At 73.3% G+C, this 15291-nt stretch carries 11 protein-coding genes; 3 read left to right on the forward strand and 8 right to left on the reverse strand.

All coding sequences use genetic code 11. The features are described from left to right. The first annotated feature begins 102 nt into the window (after positions 1-102). Both ACIBK8_RS06800 and ACIBK8_RS06805 read left to right on the forward strand, forming a co-directional pair. Positions 103-3276: a bifunctional cytochrome P450/NADPH--P450 reductase gene (locus ACIBK8_RS06800; RefSeq protein WP_399040520.1), complete on the forward strand. Its 3174-nt coding sequence runs from the start codon at positions 103-105 to the stop codon at positions 3274-3276. Between the two features lie 124 nt (positions 3277-3400). Beyond that, complete coding sequence (locus tag ACIBK8_RS06805; protein ID WP_399040522.1) at positions 3401-4582, forward strand: FAD-dependent monooxygenase; 1182 nt, start codon at positions 3401-3403, stop codon at positions 4580-4582. Positions 4583-4656: 74 nt separating this feature from the next. Here the strand turns inward: ACIBK8_RS06805 and ACIBK8_RS06810 are convergent, their stop codons facing one another. Further along, positions 4657-5181, reverse strand: coding sequence for a DUF2165 domain-containing protein (locus ACIBK8_RS06810; RefSeq protein ID WP_399040523.1), 525 nt, complete (start codon positions 5179-5181; stop codon positions 4657-4659). A gap of 271 nt (positions 5182-5452) precedes the next feature. Here ACIBK8_RS06810 and ACIBK8_RS06815 point away from each other — a divergent pair, with 271 nt between their 5' ends. After that, on the forward strand, positions 5453-6439 hold the full coding sequence (locus ACIBK8_RS06815; protein WP_399040754.1) for a phosphatidylinositol-specific phospholipase C domain-containing protein: 987 nt from the start codon (positions 5453-5455) through the stop codon (positions 6437-6439). Positions 6440-6490: 51 nt separating this feature from the next. Here ACIBK8_RS06815 and ACIBK8_RS06820 read toward each other — a convergent pair whose 3' ends face one another. The 7 genes from ACIBK8_RS06820 to ACIBK8_RS06850 all read right to left on the reverse strand — a co-directional run bounded on the left by ACIBK8_RS06820 (position 6491) and on the right by ACIBK8_RS06850 (position 15268). After that, a complete protein-coding gene (locus ACIBK8_RS06820; protein ID WP_399040524.1) occupies positions 6491-8032 on the reverse strand; it encodes a DUF4157 domain-containing protein in 1542 nt (513 codons plus the stop codon). 116 nt (positions 8033-8148) lie between these two features. Then, the gene (locus ACIBK8_RS06825; protein ID WP_399040525.1) at positions 8149-9063 is read right to left on the reverse strand and encodes a phosphatidylinositol-specific phospholipase C; all 915 of its coding nucleotides are present in this window, start codon (positions 9061-9063) and stop codon (positions 8149-8151) included. Positions 9064-9255: 192 nt separating this feature from the next. Further along, entirely contained in the window at positions 9256-10218 is a 963-nt protein-coding gene (egtD, locus tag ACIBK8_RS06830) for an L-histidine N(alpha)-methyltransferase (RefSeq protein WP_399040526.1), read from the reverse strand. Then, positions 10215-10970: an ergothioneine biosynthesis protein EgtC gene (egtC, locus tag ACIBK8_RS06835; protein WP_399040527.1), complete on the reverse strand. Its 756-nt coding sequence runs from the start codon at positions 10968-10970 to the stop codon at positions 10215-10217. Before egtC ends, egtD begins: the two co-directional genes overlap by 4 nt. A 50-nt stretch (positions 10971-11020) precedes the next feature. Further along, positions 11021-12340, reverse strand: a complete 1320-nt coding sequence (gene egtB, locus ACIBK8_RS06840; protein ID WP_399040528.1) for an ergothioneine biosynthesis protein EgtB — start codon at positions 12338-12340, stop codon at positions 11021-11023. Then, positions 12337-13755, reverse strand: coding sequence for an ergothioneine biosynthesis glutamate--cysteine ligase EgtA (gene egtA, locus ACIBK8_RS06845; RefSeq protein WP_399040529.1), 1419 nt, complete (start codon positions 13753-13755; stop codon positions 12337-12339). The genes egtB and egtA overlap by 4 nt, the downstream gene beginning before the upstream one ends. A 301-nt stretch (positions 13756-14056) precedes the next feature. Next, complete coding sequence (locus ACIBK8_RS06850) at positions 14057-15268, reverse strand: pyridoxal phosphate-dependent aminotransferase (protein WP_399040530.1); 1212 nt, start codon at positions 15266-15268, stop codon at positions 14057-14059. Positions 15269-15291: the final 23 nt, after the last annotated feature.

Here is a 15291-nt window from a genome sequence, read left to right on the forward strand (position 1 = left end):
ACCCTTCTCCGGCCCGCCGCAAGACCCGGCGGGAAGAATTCACTGCACAATCATGCAGTCGACCGGCCAGGACCTGCACACCGGGCCCCTCACGCTGGAGACATGACCGACCTGATCGCGCTCCACGACGACGCACCCACCGGCGGCGACGGCATACCGGTCGCCGACATCTCGGCGGCCGGGCTCTCCGCCGCCCCCATCCAGACGACCATGGATCTCGCCCGTATCCACGGCCCGGTGTTCAAGCGCAAGCTCAACGACCGCGAGACGATCTTCCTCTCCTCGCTCGACCTGGTCACCGAGGTCGCGGACGAGACCCGCTTCGCCAAGGGCGTGTCGGTCGTCCTGGAGGACGTACGGGAGTTCGCCGGTGACGGACTGTTCACCGCGTACAACGACGAGCCCAACTGGGCCAAGGCGCACGCCGTTCTGATGCCGGCCTTCGCGCTCGGCTCGATGCGCACCTACCACCCGGCCATGCTCAAGGTCGCCCGCCGGGTGATGGCCGCCTGGGACCGCAAGGCGGCCGACGGCACCGCAGCCGACGTCGCGGACGACATGACCCGGATGACCCTGGACACCATCGGACTTGCCGGATTCGGCTTCGACTTCGAGTCGTTCGCGCGCGACACCCCGCACCCGTTCGTCGAGTCGATGGTGCGCTGCCTCCAGTGGAGCATGACGAAGTTCGCCCGTGAGCCCGGCAGCGACCACTCCGCCGACGACGCGGCCTTCCGCGCCGACGCCGACCACCTCGCGTCCGTCGTCGACGAGGTCATCGAGGCCCGCACCAAGAGCGGCGTCAGCGGCGACGACGACCTCCTCGGCCTGATGCTCGGCGCCTCGCAGGACGCCGCCGCCGGGCCCGCGCTCGACCTCGCCAACATCCGCAACCAGGTCATCACGTTCCTGATCGCCGGACACGAGACCACGTCGGGCGCCCTGTCCTTCGCCCTCTACCACCTGCTCAAGGACCCGGTCGCGCTGCGCATGGTCCAGCGCGAGGCCGACGAGCTGTGGGGCGACGACAGCGACCCCGACCCGTCCTTCGACGACATCGCCAAGCTGCCGTTCACCCGCCAGGTGCTCAACGAGGCGCTGCGGCTGTGGCCCACCGCCGCCGCCTTCACCCGCCAGGCCCGCACGGACACCCTGCTCGGCGGTCGCTACCCGGTCCGCGCCGGACAGCAGGTCACGGTGCTCACGCCGATGCTGCACCGCGACCCGGTGTGGGGCGACAACCCCGAGCTGTTCGACCCGTCCCGCTTTTGCCCCGAGGCCGAGGCGGCCCGCTCCCCGCACGCGTACAAGCCCTTCGGCACCGGTGAACGCGCCTGCATCGGGCGGCAGTTCGCGCTGCACGAGGCCACCATGCTGCTCGGCCTGCTGGCCCACCGCTACCGGCTGATCGACCACGGCGACTACCAGCTGCGCATCAAGGAGACGCTCACCCTCAAGCCGGACGACTTCACCCTGCGCCTCGCCGCCCGCACCCCCGCCGACCGCGCCGCGGTGCGCGCCGCCCTCGCGGTGCTCCCCGGGAGCACCCCGGACGAAGGCGACGCGGCGCCCGCGGCCACCGAAGGGCTGCCCACCCGCGTCCCGCAGGGCACCGGGCTGCTGCTGTTGCACGGCACCAACTACGGCACCTGCCGCGAGTTCGCCGAGCGCCTCGCCGACGAGGCCACCGGAATCGGCTTCGACACCGCCGTGGCACCGCTCGACGCGTACGCGGGCGCGCTGCCAGCCGACCGCCCCACCGTGATCGTCGCCGCCTCCTACAACGGACAGCCCACCGACGACGCAGCCGCCTTCGTCCGCTGGCTGGACACCGCGCCCGACGGGGCGGCCGACGGCGTGCCGTTCGCGGTGCTGGGTGTCGGCGACCGCAACTGGGCGGCGACCTACCAGCACGTGCCGCTCCGCATCGACGACCGGCTCGCCGCGCTCGGCGGCGAGCGGCTGCTGCCCCGCGCCGAAGCCGACGCGTCCGGCGATCTCACCGGCACCGTCAAGCAGTTCGGCGCCGCGCTCCGCACCGAACTGCTGACCCGCATCGGCGACCCGGCGAGCATCGGCGCGAGCGCCCCGGCCGCCGACGCCGCCGCCCGCACCGTCACCGAGATCACCGGCGGCCCGCTGGACGCCCTCGCCGCCCGCCACGACGTCGTCCCGATGACCGTCACCGAGGCGTACGACCTGACCGCCCCCGGCAGGCCGCGGCCCAAGCGGTTCCTGCGGATAGCGCTGCCCGACGGCACGTCCTACCGCACCGCCGACCACCTCGCGGTACTGCCGGTCAACGCCCCGGCCGCCGTCGACCGGGCCGCCCGCGCACTCGGCGTGGACCAGGACACCGTCATCGCCCTGCACGACAGCCGCCCCGGCCGCCCCGCGCTGCCCGTCGACCGGCCGCTGACGGTACGCGAACTCCTCACCCACCACCTGGAGTTGGGCACCAGGCCCGCCCCCGGCGACCGGGCGGTGCTGGCGGCGCTCAACCCCTGCCCGCCCGAGAAGGCCGCACTGGAGAACCTCACCGACGACGACCCGCGCACCCTCATCGACCTCATCGAGGCGCACCCCGCGCTCCGCGAGGCCCTCACCTGGCCGGTGATCCTGGACCTGCTGCCGCCGCTGCGCCCCCGGCACTACTCCCTGTCGTCGTCGCCGGCCGCCGACCCCCGGCACGCGGACCTGATGATCTCGCTGCTGCCCGGCGGCACCGGATCGGGACACCTGCACAGCCTGCGGCCCGGCGACACCGTACTCGCCCGGGTGCAGCCCTGCCGGGAGGCGTTCCGGCTCGACCCGGCCGACCCCGCCCCCGTCATCATGGTCGCGGCGGGCACCGGCCTCGCGCCCTTCCGCGGCGCGGTGGCCGACCGCGTCGCCGCCGGCGCCACGACCCCCGCGCTGCTCTACTTCGGCTGCGACGACCCGGACGCCGACTTCCTGCACGCCGCCGAACTCGCCGCGGCCGAAACGGCGGGCGCCATCGCCCTGCGCCCGGCCTTCAGCGCCAGGCCCGAGCACGGCAGGCGCTACGTCCAGCACCGCATCGCCGCCGAGGCCGACGAGGTGTGGCGGCTGCTCCAGGACGGGGCGCGGGTGTACGTGTGCGGCGACGGCAGCCGGATGGCACCCGGCGTACGGGCCGCCTTCCGCGAGGTGCACGCGGCCCGCACCGGCGCCTCCGACGCGGAATCCGACGCGTGGCTGCGGGAGTTGACCGCGTCGGGCCGCTACATCGAGGACGTCTACGCGGCGGGCTGATCCGCACCGCGGCGCGCGCTTTCCCGGCCGCCCCGGCGGGCCCGCGGGTACGTTGATCCGGTATCCGCAGGCCCGCCTGGGCCGCACCACCGCCGGCCCGGGCCGGCTCAGGACAGGGGAGCGCATGACCGAGAAGGCCCTGATCATCGGCGGCGGCATCGCGGGAGCGGTGACCGCGATGGCCCTGCACAAGGCGGGCATCGAAGCGGAGATCTTCGAGGCGTACCCGACCGGCGCCGATGACGTCGGCGCCTTCCTCGTGGTCTTCACCAACGGCCTCGAAGCGCTGCGGGTGATCGACGCGCACGGCCCCGTCGTCGACCACTCCTTCCCCGCCCGGCGGGTCGCGCTCATCGGCGACGACGGCCAACTGCGGGGGGAGCGGCCGATCTCCGGCATCGACGACGGCAGCGCGCTCGGCCCCCGCACCCTGCGGCGGGCCACGCTCTACCGCGTGCTGCACGACGAGGCGGCCCGCCGCGGCATCCCCGTCCGGCACGGCAAGCGGCTGGTCGGCGCCGAGACGGTCAGCGGCCCGCACGGCGCCCGGGTCGTGGCGTCCTTCGCCGACGGCAGCACCGCCGAAGGCGACGTCCTGATCGGCGCCGACGGGCTGCACTCGGCCACCCGCACCCTCATCGACCCCGCGGCCCCGCGGCCCCGCTACACCGGCCAGAACACCGTCTGCGGCTATGCGCACGGCATCGACACCCCGCTCGCACCCGAGACCTACACCATGATCGCCGGGAAGCGGGCCTTCCTCGGCTGCACCCGCGCCCCCGACGGAGACGTCTGGTGGTTCGCCAACGTCCCCGGCGACGAACTGACCGGGGACGGCGTCGCCGACCGCACCCCCGCCGACTGGCGCTCGCGCATCGCCGCACTCTTCGCGGACGACGACACCCCGGCCGCCGCCATCGTCCGCGCCACCGGCGACACCGTCATCGCCTCCAACTCCTACGACATCACCACCACGCCCACCTGGCACAACGACACCATGGTCATCCTGGGCGACGCGGCCCACGCGGCTGCGCCCAACGCCGCCCAGGGCGCGTCGATGGCCATCGAGGACGGCGTGGTGCTCGGCCGTGCGCTGCGCGACCACGCCGATCCGCGCGCCGCGTTCACCGCGTTCGAAGAGCTGCGGCGGGACCGCGTCGAGAAGGTCGTGGCCACCAGCGCCGGCCTGGCCGGGCGGGTCGGCACACCCGAAGGCGCCCGCGCCCGCGAGGCCGCGGCGGCTCGCGCCGAACGCGGCGGCGCGGGCACGTCCGACTGGCTGACGGGCTACCGCATCGCCTGGTGACCGCGCATCGCCTGATGGCCAGAGCCACCGGAGCCGGGGGAGCACCCCCCCGACTCCGGTGACCGGCACCGCCGTTACGCGACCGGCTCGGCCCGCCGTTCCCCCATCCCCGCCAGCTGCACCACCAGCAGCGCGATCCCCGCGACGGTGAAGTTGCGGGTGGCGGCCTCCGTCCCGTTCCAGTCCTTCGACTGCCACATCGCGAACCACTCACCGCCGACGGCGAGGAAACCGGCCCCGAACAGCACCAGCACCATCAGCAGCCCCAGCGTCGACAACAGCCGCCCCTTGCCTCCCTCGTGCCGTATCCGCACGGCCCACCACGCGGCTCCCACGGCCAGCAGCAGCGCGGCGGCGGTCTCCCAGGCGATGACCGCCAGATACGCCACGTCCGCCGCCGTGTGCGAGGTGATCGACCGCCACATCAGGTCCTTGTCCTTGAACGTCGTGTCCATGGCCAGGACGTGGCGCACGAAATCCTGGTTGGTGCCGAAGTCGGTGATGTTGCCGAACGCGACCAGCGCCATGTACAGCGCCACGATCGCGGTCAGTACCACCGCGGCCAGTGGCAGGGCGGTGTGCGGTTTACGGTTCGTCATGCTTCCTCCGTTGGTTGCCCGGCCCGCGAAGCCGGCCGGTGCAGCCCTGATGGTGCCCCGATGATCACTCCGACCGGAAACCGGGGCGTGCCGCGATGCGCAGCGCCCCACCCCGCACACCCTCAACTCCCGTACGCTGCTGCCCATTCGGCCGCACGGCCGACCGGCGCCGGGCCGCGCAGTGTCCGCACGGCCGGGGGGATCCAGACGGAGGGCGGGACAGTTGAACAAGGTCCGATGCGGGGCAGCGGTCGCCGTCGCGGCGGCGGCGATGGTCGTGGTGAGCGCTCCGGCGGGCGCCGAACCTGCCGCGGCGACGTATGCCACCAGCACGAGCGTGGGGGTGCACAACGCCTACGAGAAGGACAAGTACCCGTACTTCGCGGACGCGCTGGACTCCGGCGCCGCGCTGCTCGAACTCGACGTCTGGTCCAACGGCTTCGGCTCGTCCTGGCGCGTCTCGCACAGCAATCCCCTCGGCAGCAACAGCAACTGCGTCAACGCGTCCCGCGCGTCCGACCTGCGTGCCAAGGACCGTAACCAGGACCTCGGCGGCTGCCTCGCCGACATGCGGGCCTGGCACGACGCGCACCCCGGCCACCGGCCGATACTCGTCAAGGTCGAGATGAAGGACGGCTTCAACGCCAAGGGCGGCCGTGGCCCCGCCGAGTTCGACGCCCTGGTCCGCGGGAAACTCGGCGACGCGGTCTACGGCCCCGGGAACCTGGCCGCCGGGCACGCCACCCTGGACGAGGCGGCAGCGGCCGGCTGGCCCGACCGGTCGGCGCTGGCCGGCAAGTTCCTGATCGAGCTGATCCCCGGCACCGTCGAGGAGAAGAACCCGCTCGACCACCTCTGGACGGACGTCGAGTACGCCACCCACCTCAAGGATCTGGCGGCACAGGACCGGCTGGCCACATCGACGGCCTTCCCCGCGGTGCACGGCGCGGCGCCCGGCGACCCCCGCGAGCGGTACCAGGACCGCTCCCTGCGCCCCTGGTTCGTGGTCTTCGACGGCGACGCGTCGGCCTACCTCAAGGACGGCATCGACACCGCCTGGTACGACACCCGCCACTACCTCCTCGTGATGACCGACGCGCACAAGGTGCCGCCGGAGATCGACGGCACCCGCCCGACCGAGGCCGCCGCGCTGGCCAGGGTGGGCCAACTCGCCGCCGCCCACGCCAGTTTCGCCACCGCCGACTGGTACCCGCTGCCGTCCGTCCTCAAGGCGGTGCAGCCGCGCGGCGGCGCCTGAGGCGGGGCGGCCGGTGCCGGGCGCCCGCGACCACGGCGCCCGGCCGGCGGCCTACTGTTTCAGCTGCGGCCTGCGGCTGAGATACAGCTGGGTGCCCTCGGCGAGACCGGACGTCACGGCCTGCGGGCTGTTCCTGAGCCACTCAAGGGTGTCGGCCGACGAAGGGATCCGGGGCACGATCTCGTACTGGCTGAGGTAGGCGGCGGTCCGCTCCAGCAGCTTGCTGGAGTTGACGTTGATGGCCGGGCCGAAGGCGGCGAGTATGCCCTTCGGGGTACGCGCGTAGGAGGCGAGGTGCTGGAACTCGATGGCCAGCGCCTTCTGCTCCGGCGAGATCGAGGAACTGCTCAGCGCCGACACCAGGGAGCTGAACGGCTTCTCGCCCACGGCGTAGTGGTCGCCGAGCGCCAGCTTCGCGCCCGCCGCCGCCTCGACGCCGAAGGCCCGCAGCTCGGCGGCCAGGTGGCCGATCTTCTTGTTCTGCTCCGTGTCGTCCGCGTACTTCACCCCCTTGTCGGCGGGGAAGCGCTTGTTGATGAAGTCCACCGCGTGCTGCAGTTCGTGCGTCAGCGTCGTGGCGAACTCCCGCAGGACCGCGGGGCCCGCGCCCTCGGCCGGCGGCTGGATGACGAGGCTTCCGCTGCCCCCGTCGGCCCTGAACGACGCGCGTGCGCCGCTCACCGACGGCGGCTGCTCCTGGAAGTACACCTCGCGCCCGCCCTGTTCCACCTGCTTGACCAGGTCCAGGAAGGGTGCCTCGAAACCCTCGGCTCCCGCCCCCCGCTCCGTCGGCGGGAAGAGGCTCATGAACTGCTCGTTCTTGATGTACTTCCCCGACCACGCCCCGTATTCGAGCTTGCGCTGCACCGGCCCTGTGCCCGGCGCCGGGGCGGCGGACTCCGGTGACGGCTGCGTCGGCCCCTCGGCCGCCCGCGGGGCCGCCTGGGGGGCAGCGCCCTGCATGACCCTGGTGGCGTTCTCCTCCGCGGCGCGCTCGTACCGGTCCGACGGGTCGCTCATCGCGAGCCCGTCACCGTGGTCGGTGCCCGCCACCGGCCCCTCGCGCTGCTGGATGACGTGGGTCAGCTCGTGGGCGAGGGTGTGCCGGTCCGCGCCGCCCGACCCGATCACGATGTGGCTGCCCGAGGTGTAGGCGCGGGCGCCGATCTCGGATGCGGAGCGCTGCGCCGTGGTGTCGGTGTGCAGGCGTACGTCCGAGAAGTCGGCGCCCAGGCGGGCCTCCATCTCCTCGCGGACCGGCGCGTTCAGGGGCTGCCCCGACCCGCGCAGCACGTCGTGCACGGCGGAGCGCTGCACCGCGGGCGCCTCCTGATGGCCGCAGTCGGCGCCGTGCCGGTGCCGCGCCTCGTCCACCAGGCGGGACGCCGCGGCATTGCCGATGCTGCGCTGCAACGCGAGCAGCGCCGCGGCGGACGGCTCCGCGCCGCCTGCCACGCCGGGTCCGACGGCGGGCGCCGCGGTGGGTGTGGGTGTGCGCGGCTGCCGGCGGGACTCGGTGGTGTCGGAACGCTTTCCGGGATCCTGCGCGCGCATGGGGGCCTTTCGGGCGAGGTGCAGCGGTGGTCCCGCCATGCCTACTCCCGCGGGGCCCCTCCGGGAAGGCCCTTCGGGGCACTCCTCGGTGTCCTGTCGCGCAAGGTGCCGCGCGCGGCCGGGAGTTGCCGTGCCGCGCGCGGCGTGCCCGCCGGTCAGGCCAGTGCCGCGCCGACGTTGTGCCGGATCAGCGTCTCGGCCAGGCCGAACTCGTTCGGGAAGTCCATCGGCACGATGCCGAGGCCCTGCCAGCCGCTGCCGTCCGAGCCCTCCAGCAGGCTCTTGACCTGAGGGTTGAGCCGGTCCGCGTTGGAGCGGGGCGGGAGCAGGGCGGCGGTGCTGACGTAGTTGACGAACAGTTTGCCCGGCTCGGCGACGGCCTTGCGGAACTGCGCCTCGACCTTCGGCCACTTCCCGAACGGCTCGGTCATGTAGTCGTCCTGGATGTCGAACAGCTCCGGGGCGGCGTAGCGCACCCCCGGCATCCCGTCGGAGTCCGCCAGCAGCACGACCTTGCCCCTGGCCTCGCCCAGCGCGGGCAGCCCGGCGTCCAGCCGGAACAGCGAGCGGTAGCCCTTGTCGTCGAGGTAGATGTCGAAGATCCGGCGGAACTCCTCGGCGGCGACCTCGGAGTACTCCTGCTTGACCCGCATCAGCACCGTCTCGGACGGGTGCGCCCGCAGGAAGTCCCGGCACGCGTTGAGCACGTCGCCGAACATCACCTCCTGGTAGAAGGCGCCGTGATGGATGGCGAAGACGTCGTCGATGGCCCGGCAGCGCACGTCGAGGAAGCGGATGCCGGAGGCCAGTTGCGCGTCGACCGCGGTGTTCTGGCAGGCGACCCAGGGGCCGCCGTGCCGGGCGCCGGAGTCGTGGGTTCCGGGGATGCTGAGCCGCTGCACGGGGGTCGCGTCGCCCACCGCCGACATCCAGTCGAGCGCGGATACCGTGGCCGTACGGCGCTCGGCCGCCGACGCCGGGAACCCGCCGCCCACTCCCACCAGCAGACCGGCCGCCGAGAGCCCGGCCGCCCCTCTGAGGAAACCCCGCCGGTCCAGCCTCGTCCCCATACCGCTACCCCTGCCCCTGGACGAGTACCGGCCGCGCCCGCAGCGCGCCGCCGGTACGCACGTGTGATCGAAGCATCGAACCATACGGGCGGATGCCGCGGCACCCGCCCGGCGCAACCCGACGGGTCACACCGGCCGGATGCCGCGTGGGGCGTCCCCCGGGTACGGCGGGCCGTGCGCCGGCCCGTCAGGTCAGCGGCGTACCGCGAGCGACAGGGCGAACCGCCCGGCGTCGTCCGTCCACCAGTGCGCCAAGTCGAGCCCGGCGGCGGCCAGTTCGGCCCGCACGCCGTCCGCACGGAACTTGGCGGAGACCTCGGTGCGCACCTCCTCGCCCGCGGCGAACGGCACCGCGAGGTCCAGCGCCGGGATCTTCACGGTCAGTTCACGGCGGGCCCGCAGCCGCATCTCGATCCAGGCGTCATCGGCGTTCCACACCGCGACGTGCGCGAAATCCGCCGGATCGAAATCGGCGCCCAACTCGCGGTTGATGACCAGCAGCACGTTCTTGTTGAAGGCGGCCGTCACCCCGTCCGGGTCGTCGTACGCGGCGACCAGCGTCTCCTCGTCCTTGACCAGATCGGTGCCGAGGAGCAGCGCGTCGCCGGGGGAGAGCAGGCCGTGCACGGTGCGCAGGAACACCGCGCGCTCGGCAGGCAGCAGATTGCCGATGGTGCCGCCGAGGAAGGCCAGCAGCCGCGGTCCGGGTGTCGGCGGCAGCGTCATGCCCTGCTGGAAGTCGGCGACCAGCGCGTGCACGTCGAGCCTGGGGTGGTCGGCGAGCAGCGCCAGGCCCGCCGATTCCAGCGCGGACCCGCTGACGTCGACCGGTACGTAGGAGTGCAGCCCGGTCAGCGCGTCGATGAGGTGACGGGTCTTGTCGGACGAGCCGGAGCCCAGCTCGATCAGGGTGCGGGCGCCGGTGACCGCCGCGATCCGGTCGGCGCGGGCCAGCAGGATCTCCCGTTCCGCGCGGGTCGGATAGTAGGCGGGCAGCCGGGTGATCTCGTCGAACAGCTCGCTGCCCCGTGCGTCGTAGAACCACTTCGGCGGCAGCTGCTTGGGCGTGCGGCTCAGGCCCTGGGACACGTCGGCGCGCAGGGCGGCCGTGGTGGCATCGGCGGGCAGGGTGCGGGTGAGGGAGAAGGGGCTCACGGTGCGGGCTCCTCAAGCGGGGTGAGGCGGACGTCGGTGCGGGTGGCGCGCAGCAGCGTGCGGTCGGGCACCTCGGTCCAGTGGGGGGAGTCGTCGTACGGCTCGGAGGCGACGACCGTGCCGCCTCCGGGGATCGACAGGTGGAAGAGGGTGTCGCCCCAGGTGGTGGCGGCGATGCTGGTGCCGTCGGTCATCAGGAAGGTGAGCCGGGAGCCGGGCGCCGCCTCGGCCACCGCGGCGACCGTGTGCGCCAGCGCCCGGCCCTGGTCGTCGCCGACGGCCAGCCGGCGCAGGACCAGCGCCCAGCAGAACGCCGCGTCGCACCGGGCCGCCAGCCGCAGCAGCTCGGCGGGCGGCAGCGCGGAGGTGAGCGGGGCCAATGAATCGGGCCAGCCGCGCACCGCGCCGTTGTGGCTGAACAGGTGGTGCCCGCCGGCGAACGGCGCGGCGGCTGCCTCGGCGTCCGCCCCCGACTCGGTGGCATCGCGGACGGCGCCCAGCAGCGCGCCGGTGCGCACCACCCGCGCGATGCCTGGCAGGCACTCGTCCGCCCAGATCGGACCGGCCCGCCGGTAGCGGGCGGGCACCGGGTCGCCCGGCGCGTACCAGCCGACGCCGAACCCGTCGGCGTTGACCGTCCCGTGCCGCTGGTGGCGTGGCGCCCACGACTGCCGGTACAGCCCGTACGGGGGCTCGAGCAGCACCTGGCCGATGGGGACAGCAGGCCCCAGATAGGCGATATGACGGCACATCGGCTACCGCCTCTCCCGGTGTGCGTCGTCCCGGGCCGCGACCGCCGGGCTCATGCGTCCGACGGGACACCGGCGTCCCGCGCGGTACGGAATCCGGCGAAGATCTGCCGCCTGACCGGCAGGTCCCAGTTGCGGAAGGTGCCCCGGCAGGCCACCGGGTCCACCGCGAAGGAGCCGCCGCGCAGCACCTTGTACGCGTCGCCGAAGAACACCTCCGAGTACTCCCGGTAGGGAAAGGCGGCGAACCCCGGATAGGGCAGGAAGTCGCCGGCCGTCCACTCCCACACGTCGCCGATCAACTGGCCGACGCCCAGCGGCGACCGGCCCTCCGGATAGCTGCCGACGAGGGCGGGCCGCAGGTGCCGCTGCCCCAGGTTGGCGTGGGACGGCGTCGGGTCCTCGTCGCCCCACGGGTAGCGCAGCGACCTGTCGGCCACCGGGTCGTGACGGGCGGCCTTCTCCCACTCGGCCTCGGTGGGCAGCCGCCGCCCCGCCCAGCGCGCGTACGCGTCCGCTTCGTACCAGCTCACGTGCACCACCGGCTCGTCGGGCACCACCTCTTCCGTCACCCCGAACCTGCGGCGCAGCCAGCTGCCGCCCTCCCGGCGCCAGAACAGCGGGGCCCGCAGCCCCTGTTCGCGTACCTGCGCCCAGCCGTCCGCCGACCACCAGCGCGGCTCGTCGTAGCCGCCGTCCTCGATGAAGCGCAGGTAGGCACCGTTGCTGACCGGCGCGGTGTCGATGAGGAAGGCGTGCACCATGCGGCGGTGCGCGGGCCGTTCGTTGTCCAGGGCCCAGGGTTCCGTGGACGTGCCCATCGTGAACAGGCCGCCGGGGACGAGGACTTCGGCGGGCAGGATGCCGTCCGATGTGACGGGCGGCGGCGGGGCGGTCAGCGCGGCGGGGCCGCTGCGCAGTTGGTGCGTGATGAGCATCGTCTCGTCGTGCTGCTGCTCGTGCTGGGCGATCATGCCGAAGGCGAAGGCGGCGTCCAGCAGCGGGCCGCCGCGCAGCGCGCTGCGCTCCAGGACGTCCAGGACCCGGCCGCGGACCTCGGAGACATAGCCGTGCGCCTCGGCCGGGTCGAGCAGCGGCAGCGAGGGGCGGGTGGCGCGCGGGTGCTCGAAGGCGTCGTAGACGGAGTCGATGTCCGGGCGCAGCGCCTCCCGCCCGCCGACGGTGCGCAGCAGCCACTGCTCCTCTTGGTTGCCGATGTGCGCCAGGTCCCACACCAGCGGCGACATGAGGGGGGAGTGCTGCGCGACCAGCTCGGGCTCATCGACGCAGGTGGTCAGCAGGTGCGTACGGTCGCGGGCGGCGAGCAGCGCGGTGGCCGCACGGGCGCGCAGCGACTCGGGGTCGAAGGTCACGGGCTGTCCTTCCCAGGGGTGAGGTCGGCCTCGGCAGCGGTGCCTGTGCTGTCCTGCGGGTGCCCCACGCCGCTCGCCCCTCCCGCGCCGCCCATGCCCAGGAATCCGGACAGGTCCAGGGCGTCCGCCGGATCGGCGTCCGGCGGCCCGCCCCGCGGGGCGCCTGCGGTCTCCGCTGCGTACAGGGCGTCGAGATGGTCGTCGGCGGGACAGCGTCCGCGGGCCACATAGCGGTCGGTGAACTCCGCGACCGCCGCCAGGACTTCGGGCGAGGCGCCGAGCCGCGGCAGCGCGTCCAGCGCGGCGGTGAAACAGGCCAGCGCCGCGGCGTGCAGCTCAGGGTCGCTCAGCCCGCCGCGGGCGGCCCTGCGCCACAGCGGGTTGCGCGGCGCGGGCCGTGAACCCGCCGTCTCCGCAAGGGGTTTGACGATGCGGTAGGCGCGCTCGGCGGCCTCCGGATCGTCGAACAGGGCGGCCGTGACGGCCAGCGGCACGACCCACCCGGCGTCGCCCGCCTGCGCGTCGATCATGCGCAGTTCCAGGTGGCCGCGCGGCCTGACCGGTGGGAAGAGGGTGGTGACGTGGTAGTCGAGGTCCTCCAGCGTCGGGGGTCTGGGGCCGCCGGTGCGGACCCAGTCGCGGAAGGTGAGGCCGTCGGGGGCGTCCCAGGTCCCCTCACCCGACCTGATGCACATCACCGGCGCGTCCAGGACGTAGCGCGCCCAGGCGTCGCGCGGCTCGCCGTCCAGCGGCGGCGCGAGGGTGCGGGCCGGGTCGAGCTGGGACCAGACGACCTGCCGGGTCGTGCGGTAGCCCGTGGGACAGCCCTCGCTGGTCGGCGAGTTGGCGAAGGCGGCGGTCAGCACCGCGCCCAGCAGATGCGCCATCAGCCAGCGCCTGCCGAGCCCGAGTGGCCCCGGCTCCTCGTGCCCGGCGTCCAGGCACACCTGCACCGAAGCGGTCGCGCACATCATGGAGCGGCCGGCCGATCCCCAGCGGTCGAAGTACGCCTCCATGGCGTCGTAGCGCGGTTCGGACAGCACCCGGCTCGGGGCGTGCCAGGGATTGTGGCCGTGCCCTGCCAGGCCCAGGCCCCGCTCCAGCATCGCGGGCCTGACCTGCGCGAGGTCGGCGGCGACGGACGTGATGCAGGACGTCAGCGACGTCGCGGGCAGCGAGCTGAGCTCCAGTTGGCCACCGGGTTCGAAGGTGAGGAGGGACTCCAGGGGGAGGGCGCGCAGCGCGTCGGCGGCGGCGTGCAGCCGGGACGGTTCCACCGGACATCGGGGGTTGCGCGCATCGTGCACCAGCCACTCGATCTCGACGCCGATGAGCCGGGGCGGACCCGTCTTGAAGCATATTCCGTGCAGATGGGCTTCGAGTTCCGCTTCCGTCACCGCAGGCCGTACGGGCATGGGTTCCCTCTCCCCTCCAGGGTGGCGGCAGGCTTGCCGTCCTCCACCTAAGCGGCTGCGGCCGATGCGCTCAAGGGCGTAGGCGCTCCGCCGGTCACGAGGGGCGGGTACCGGCCGCGGAAGCTGGCGGCTTTGGGGGAGGGCAGCTCACTCAGAGTCGTACGTCCATTCGAGTGAGGAGGTGAGGCGCGGGTGACGGCAGGCCGTCGTCACCCGCGTCCACGCCCCGCGCCGCCGGGCGGAGCCGGTCTGGCGCGGGGCGCGGGACGGCGGCGCGGCGGCGCGGGGCCGAGGCCGTCCGTCACTGCCGGTAGCCGGCGAGGAAGCGGCCGATCCGGCCGATCGCCGCGTCCAGGTCGTCCGCGTGCGGAAGGGTCAGGATGCGGAAGTGGTCCGGGCGCGGCCAGTTGAACCCGGTGCCCTGGACGACCTGGATCTTCTCCCGCAGCAGCAGGTCGAGCACGAACTTCTCGTCGTCGTGGATCTTGTGCACGGCCGGGTCGAGCCGGGGGAAGGCGTACAGCGCGCCCTTGGGCTTGACGCAGGAGACACCAGGGATCTCGTTCAGCCGCTCCCAGACCACGTCGCGCTGCTCGCGCAGCCGGCCGCCCGGCAGGACCAGGCCCTCGATGCTCTGCCGGCCGCCGAGCGCGGCCTGGATGGCGTACTGCGCGGGCGCGTTCGGGCACAGCCGCATCGAGGCGAGGGTGCTCAGGCCCTCCAGGTAGTCGGCGGCGTGCTGCTTGGGCCCGGAGACGACCAGCCAGCCGGAGCGGAATCCGGCGACGCGGTACGCCTTGGAGAGCCCGCTGAAGGTCAGGCACACCAGATCGGGGGCGAGCACCGCGGCGTGGTGGTGCACCTCGTCGTCGTACAGGATCCGGTCGTAGATCTCGTCGGCGAACACCATCAGCTGATGCCGCCTGGCGAGGTCGAGCATGCCCTCCAGCAGCTCGCGGGGGTAGACCGCGCCGGTGGGGTTGTTGGGGTTGATGATGACCATCGCGCGGGTCCGGTCGGTGATCTTCGACGCGAGGTCGTCGAGGTCGGGCAGCCAGTCGGCCGACTCGTCGCACATGTAGTGCACCGCGGTGCCGCCGGCGAGGGCGGTGACCGCTGTCCACAGCGGGAAGTCGGGGGCCGGGATGAGGACTTCGTCACCGTCGTCCAGAAGGGCCTGGACCGCCATCGAGATGAGTTCCGATACGCCGTTGCCGAGATAGATGTCGTCGACGCCGACATCGGGGAGGCCGTTGCGCTGGTAGTGCTGGGCCACCGCCCGGCGCGCGGGGAGGATGCCGCGCGACTCGGTGTAGCCGTGCGCACGGGAGAGGTTGCGGATCACGTCCTGGAGGATCTCCTCGGGCGCATCGAAGCCGAACAGCGCCGGATTCCCGGTGTTCAGACGGAGCACGCTGTGACCCGCCTCCTCCAGCGCGTCGGCGTGCTCGATCACCGGCCCGCGGATCTCGTAACAGACGTCGGCCATCTTGCTCGACTGCTTGAACTGCATGCGGCGGCCTCCCGGTTCCTCGC

It is taken from the genome of Streptomyces sp. NPDC050161 (assembly GCF_044460025.1).
In the GTDB taxonomy this organism is placed as follows: domain Bacteria; phylum Actinomycetota; class Actinomycetes; order Streptomycetales; family Streptomycetaceae; genus Streptomyces.

Bases quoted from the DNA above. Each gene is read 5' to 3' on its own strand.
- egtA (WP_399040529.1), bottom strand. From the start codon at position 13,755: ATGCCCGTACGGCCTGCGGTGACGGAAGCGGAACTCGAAGCCCATCTG.
- egtC (WP_399040527.1), bottom strand. From the start codon at position 10,970: ATGTGCCGTCATATCGCCTATCTGGGGCCTGCTGTCCCCATCGGCCAG.
- ACIBK8_RS06850 (WP_399040530.1), bottom strand. From the start codon at position 15,268: ATGCAGTTCAAGCAGTCGAGCAAGATGGCCGACGTCTGTTACGAGATC.
- ACIBK8_RS06805 (WP_399040522.1), top strand. From the start codon at position 3,401: ATGACCGAGAAGGCCCTGATCATCGGCGGCGGCATCGCGGGAGCGGTG.
- ACIBK8_RS06810 (WP_399040523.1), bottom strand. From the start codon at position 5,181: ATGACGAACCGTAAACCGCACACCGCCCTGCCACTGGCCGCGGTGGTA.
- ACIBK8_RS06815 (WP_399040754.1), top strand. From the start codon at position 5,453: ATGGTCGTGGTGAGCGCTCCGGCGGGCGCCGAACCTGCCGCGGCGACG.
- ACIBK8_RS06825 (WP_399040525.1), bottom strand. From the start codon at position 9,063: ATGGGGACGAGGCTGGACCGGCGGGGTTTCCTCAGAGGGGCGGCCGGG.
- ACIBK8_RS06820 (WP_399040524.1), bottom strand. From the start codon at position 8,032: ATGGCGGGACCACCGCTGCACCTCGCCCGAAAGGCCCCCATGCGCGCG.
- ACIBK8_RS06800 (WP_399040520.1), top strand. From the start codon at position 103: ATGACCGACCTGATCGCGCTCCACGACGACGCACCCACCGGCGGCGAC.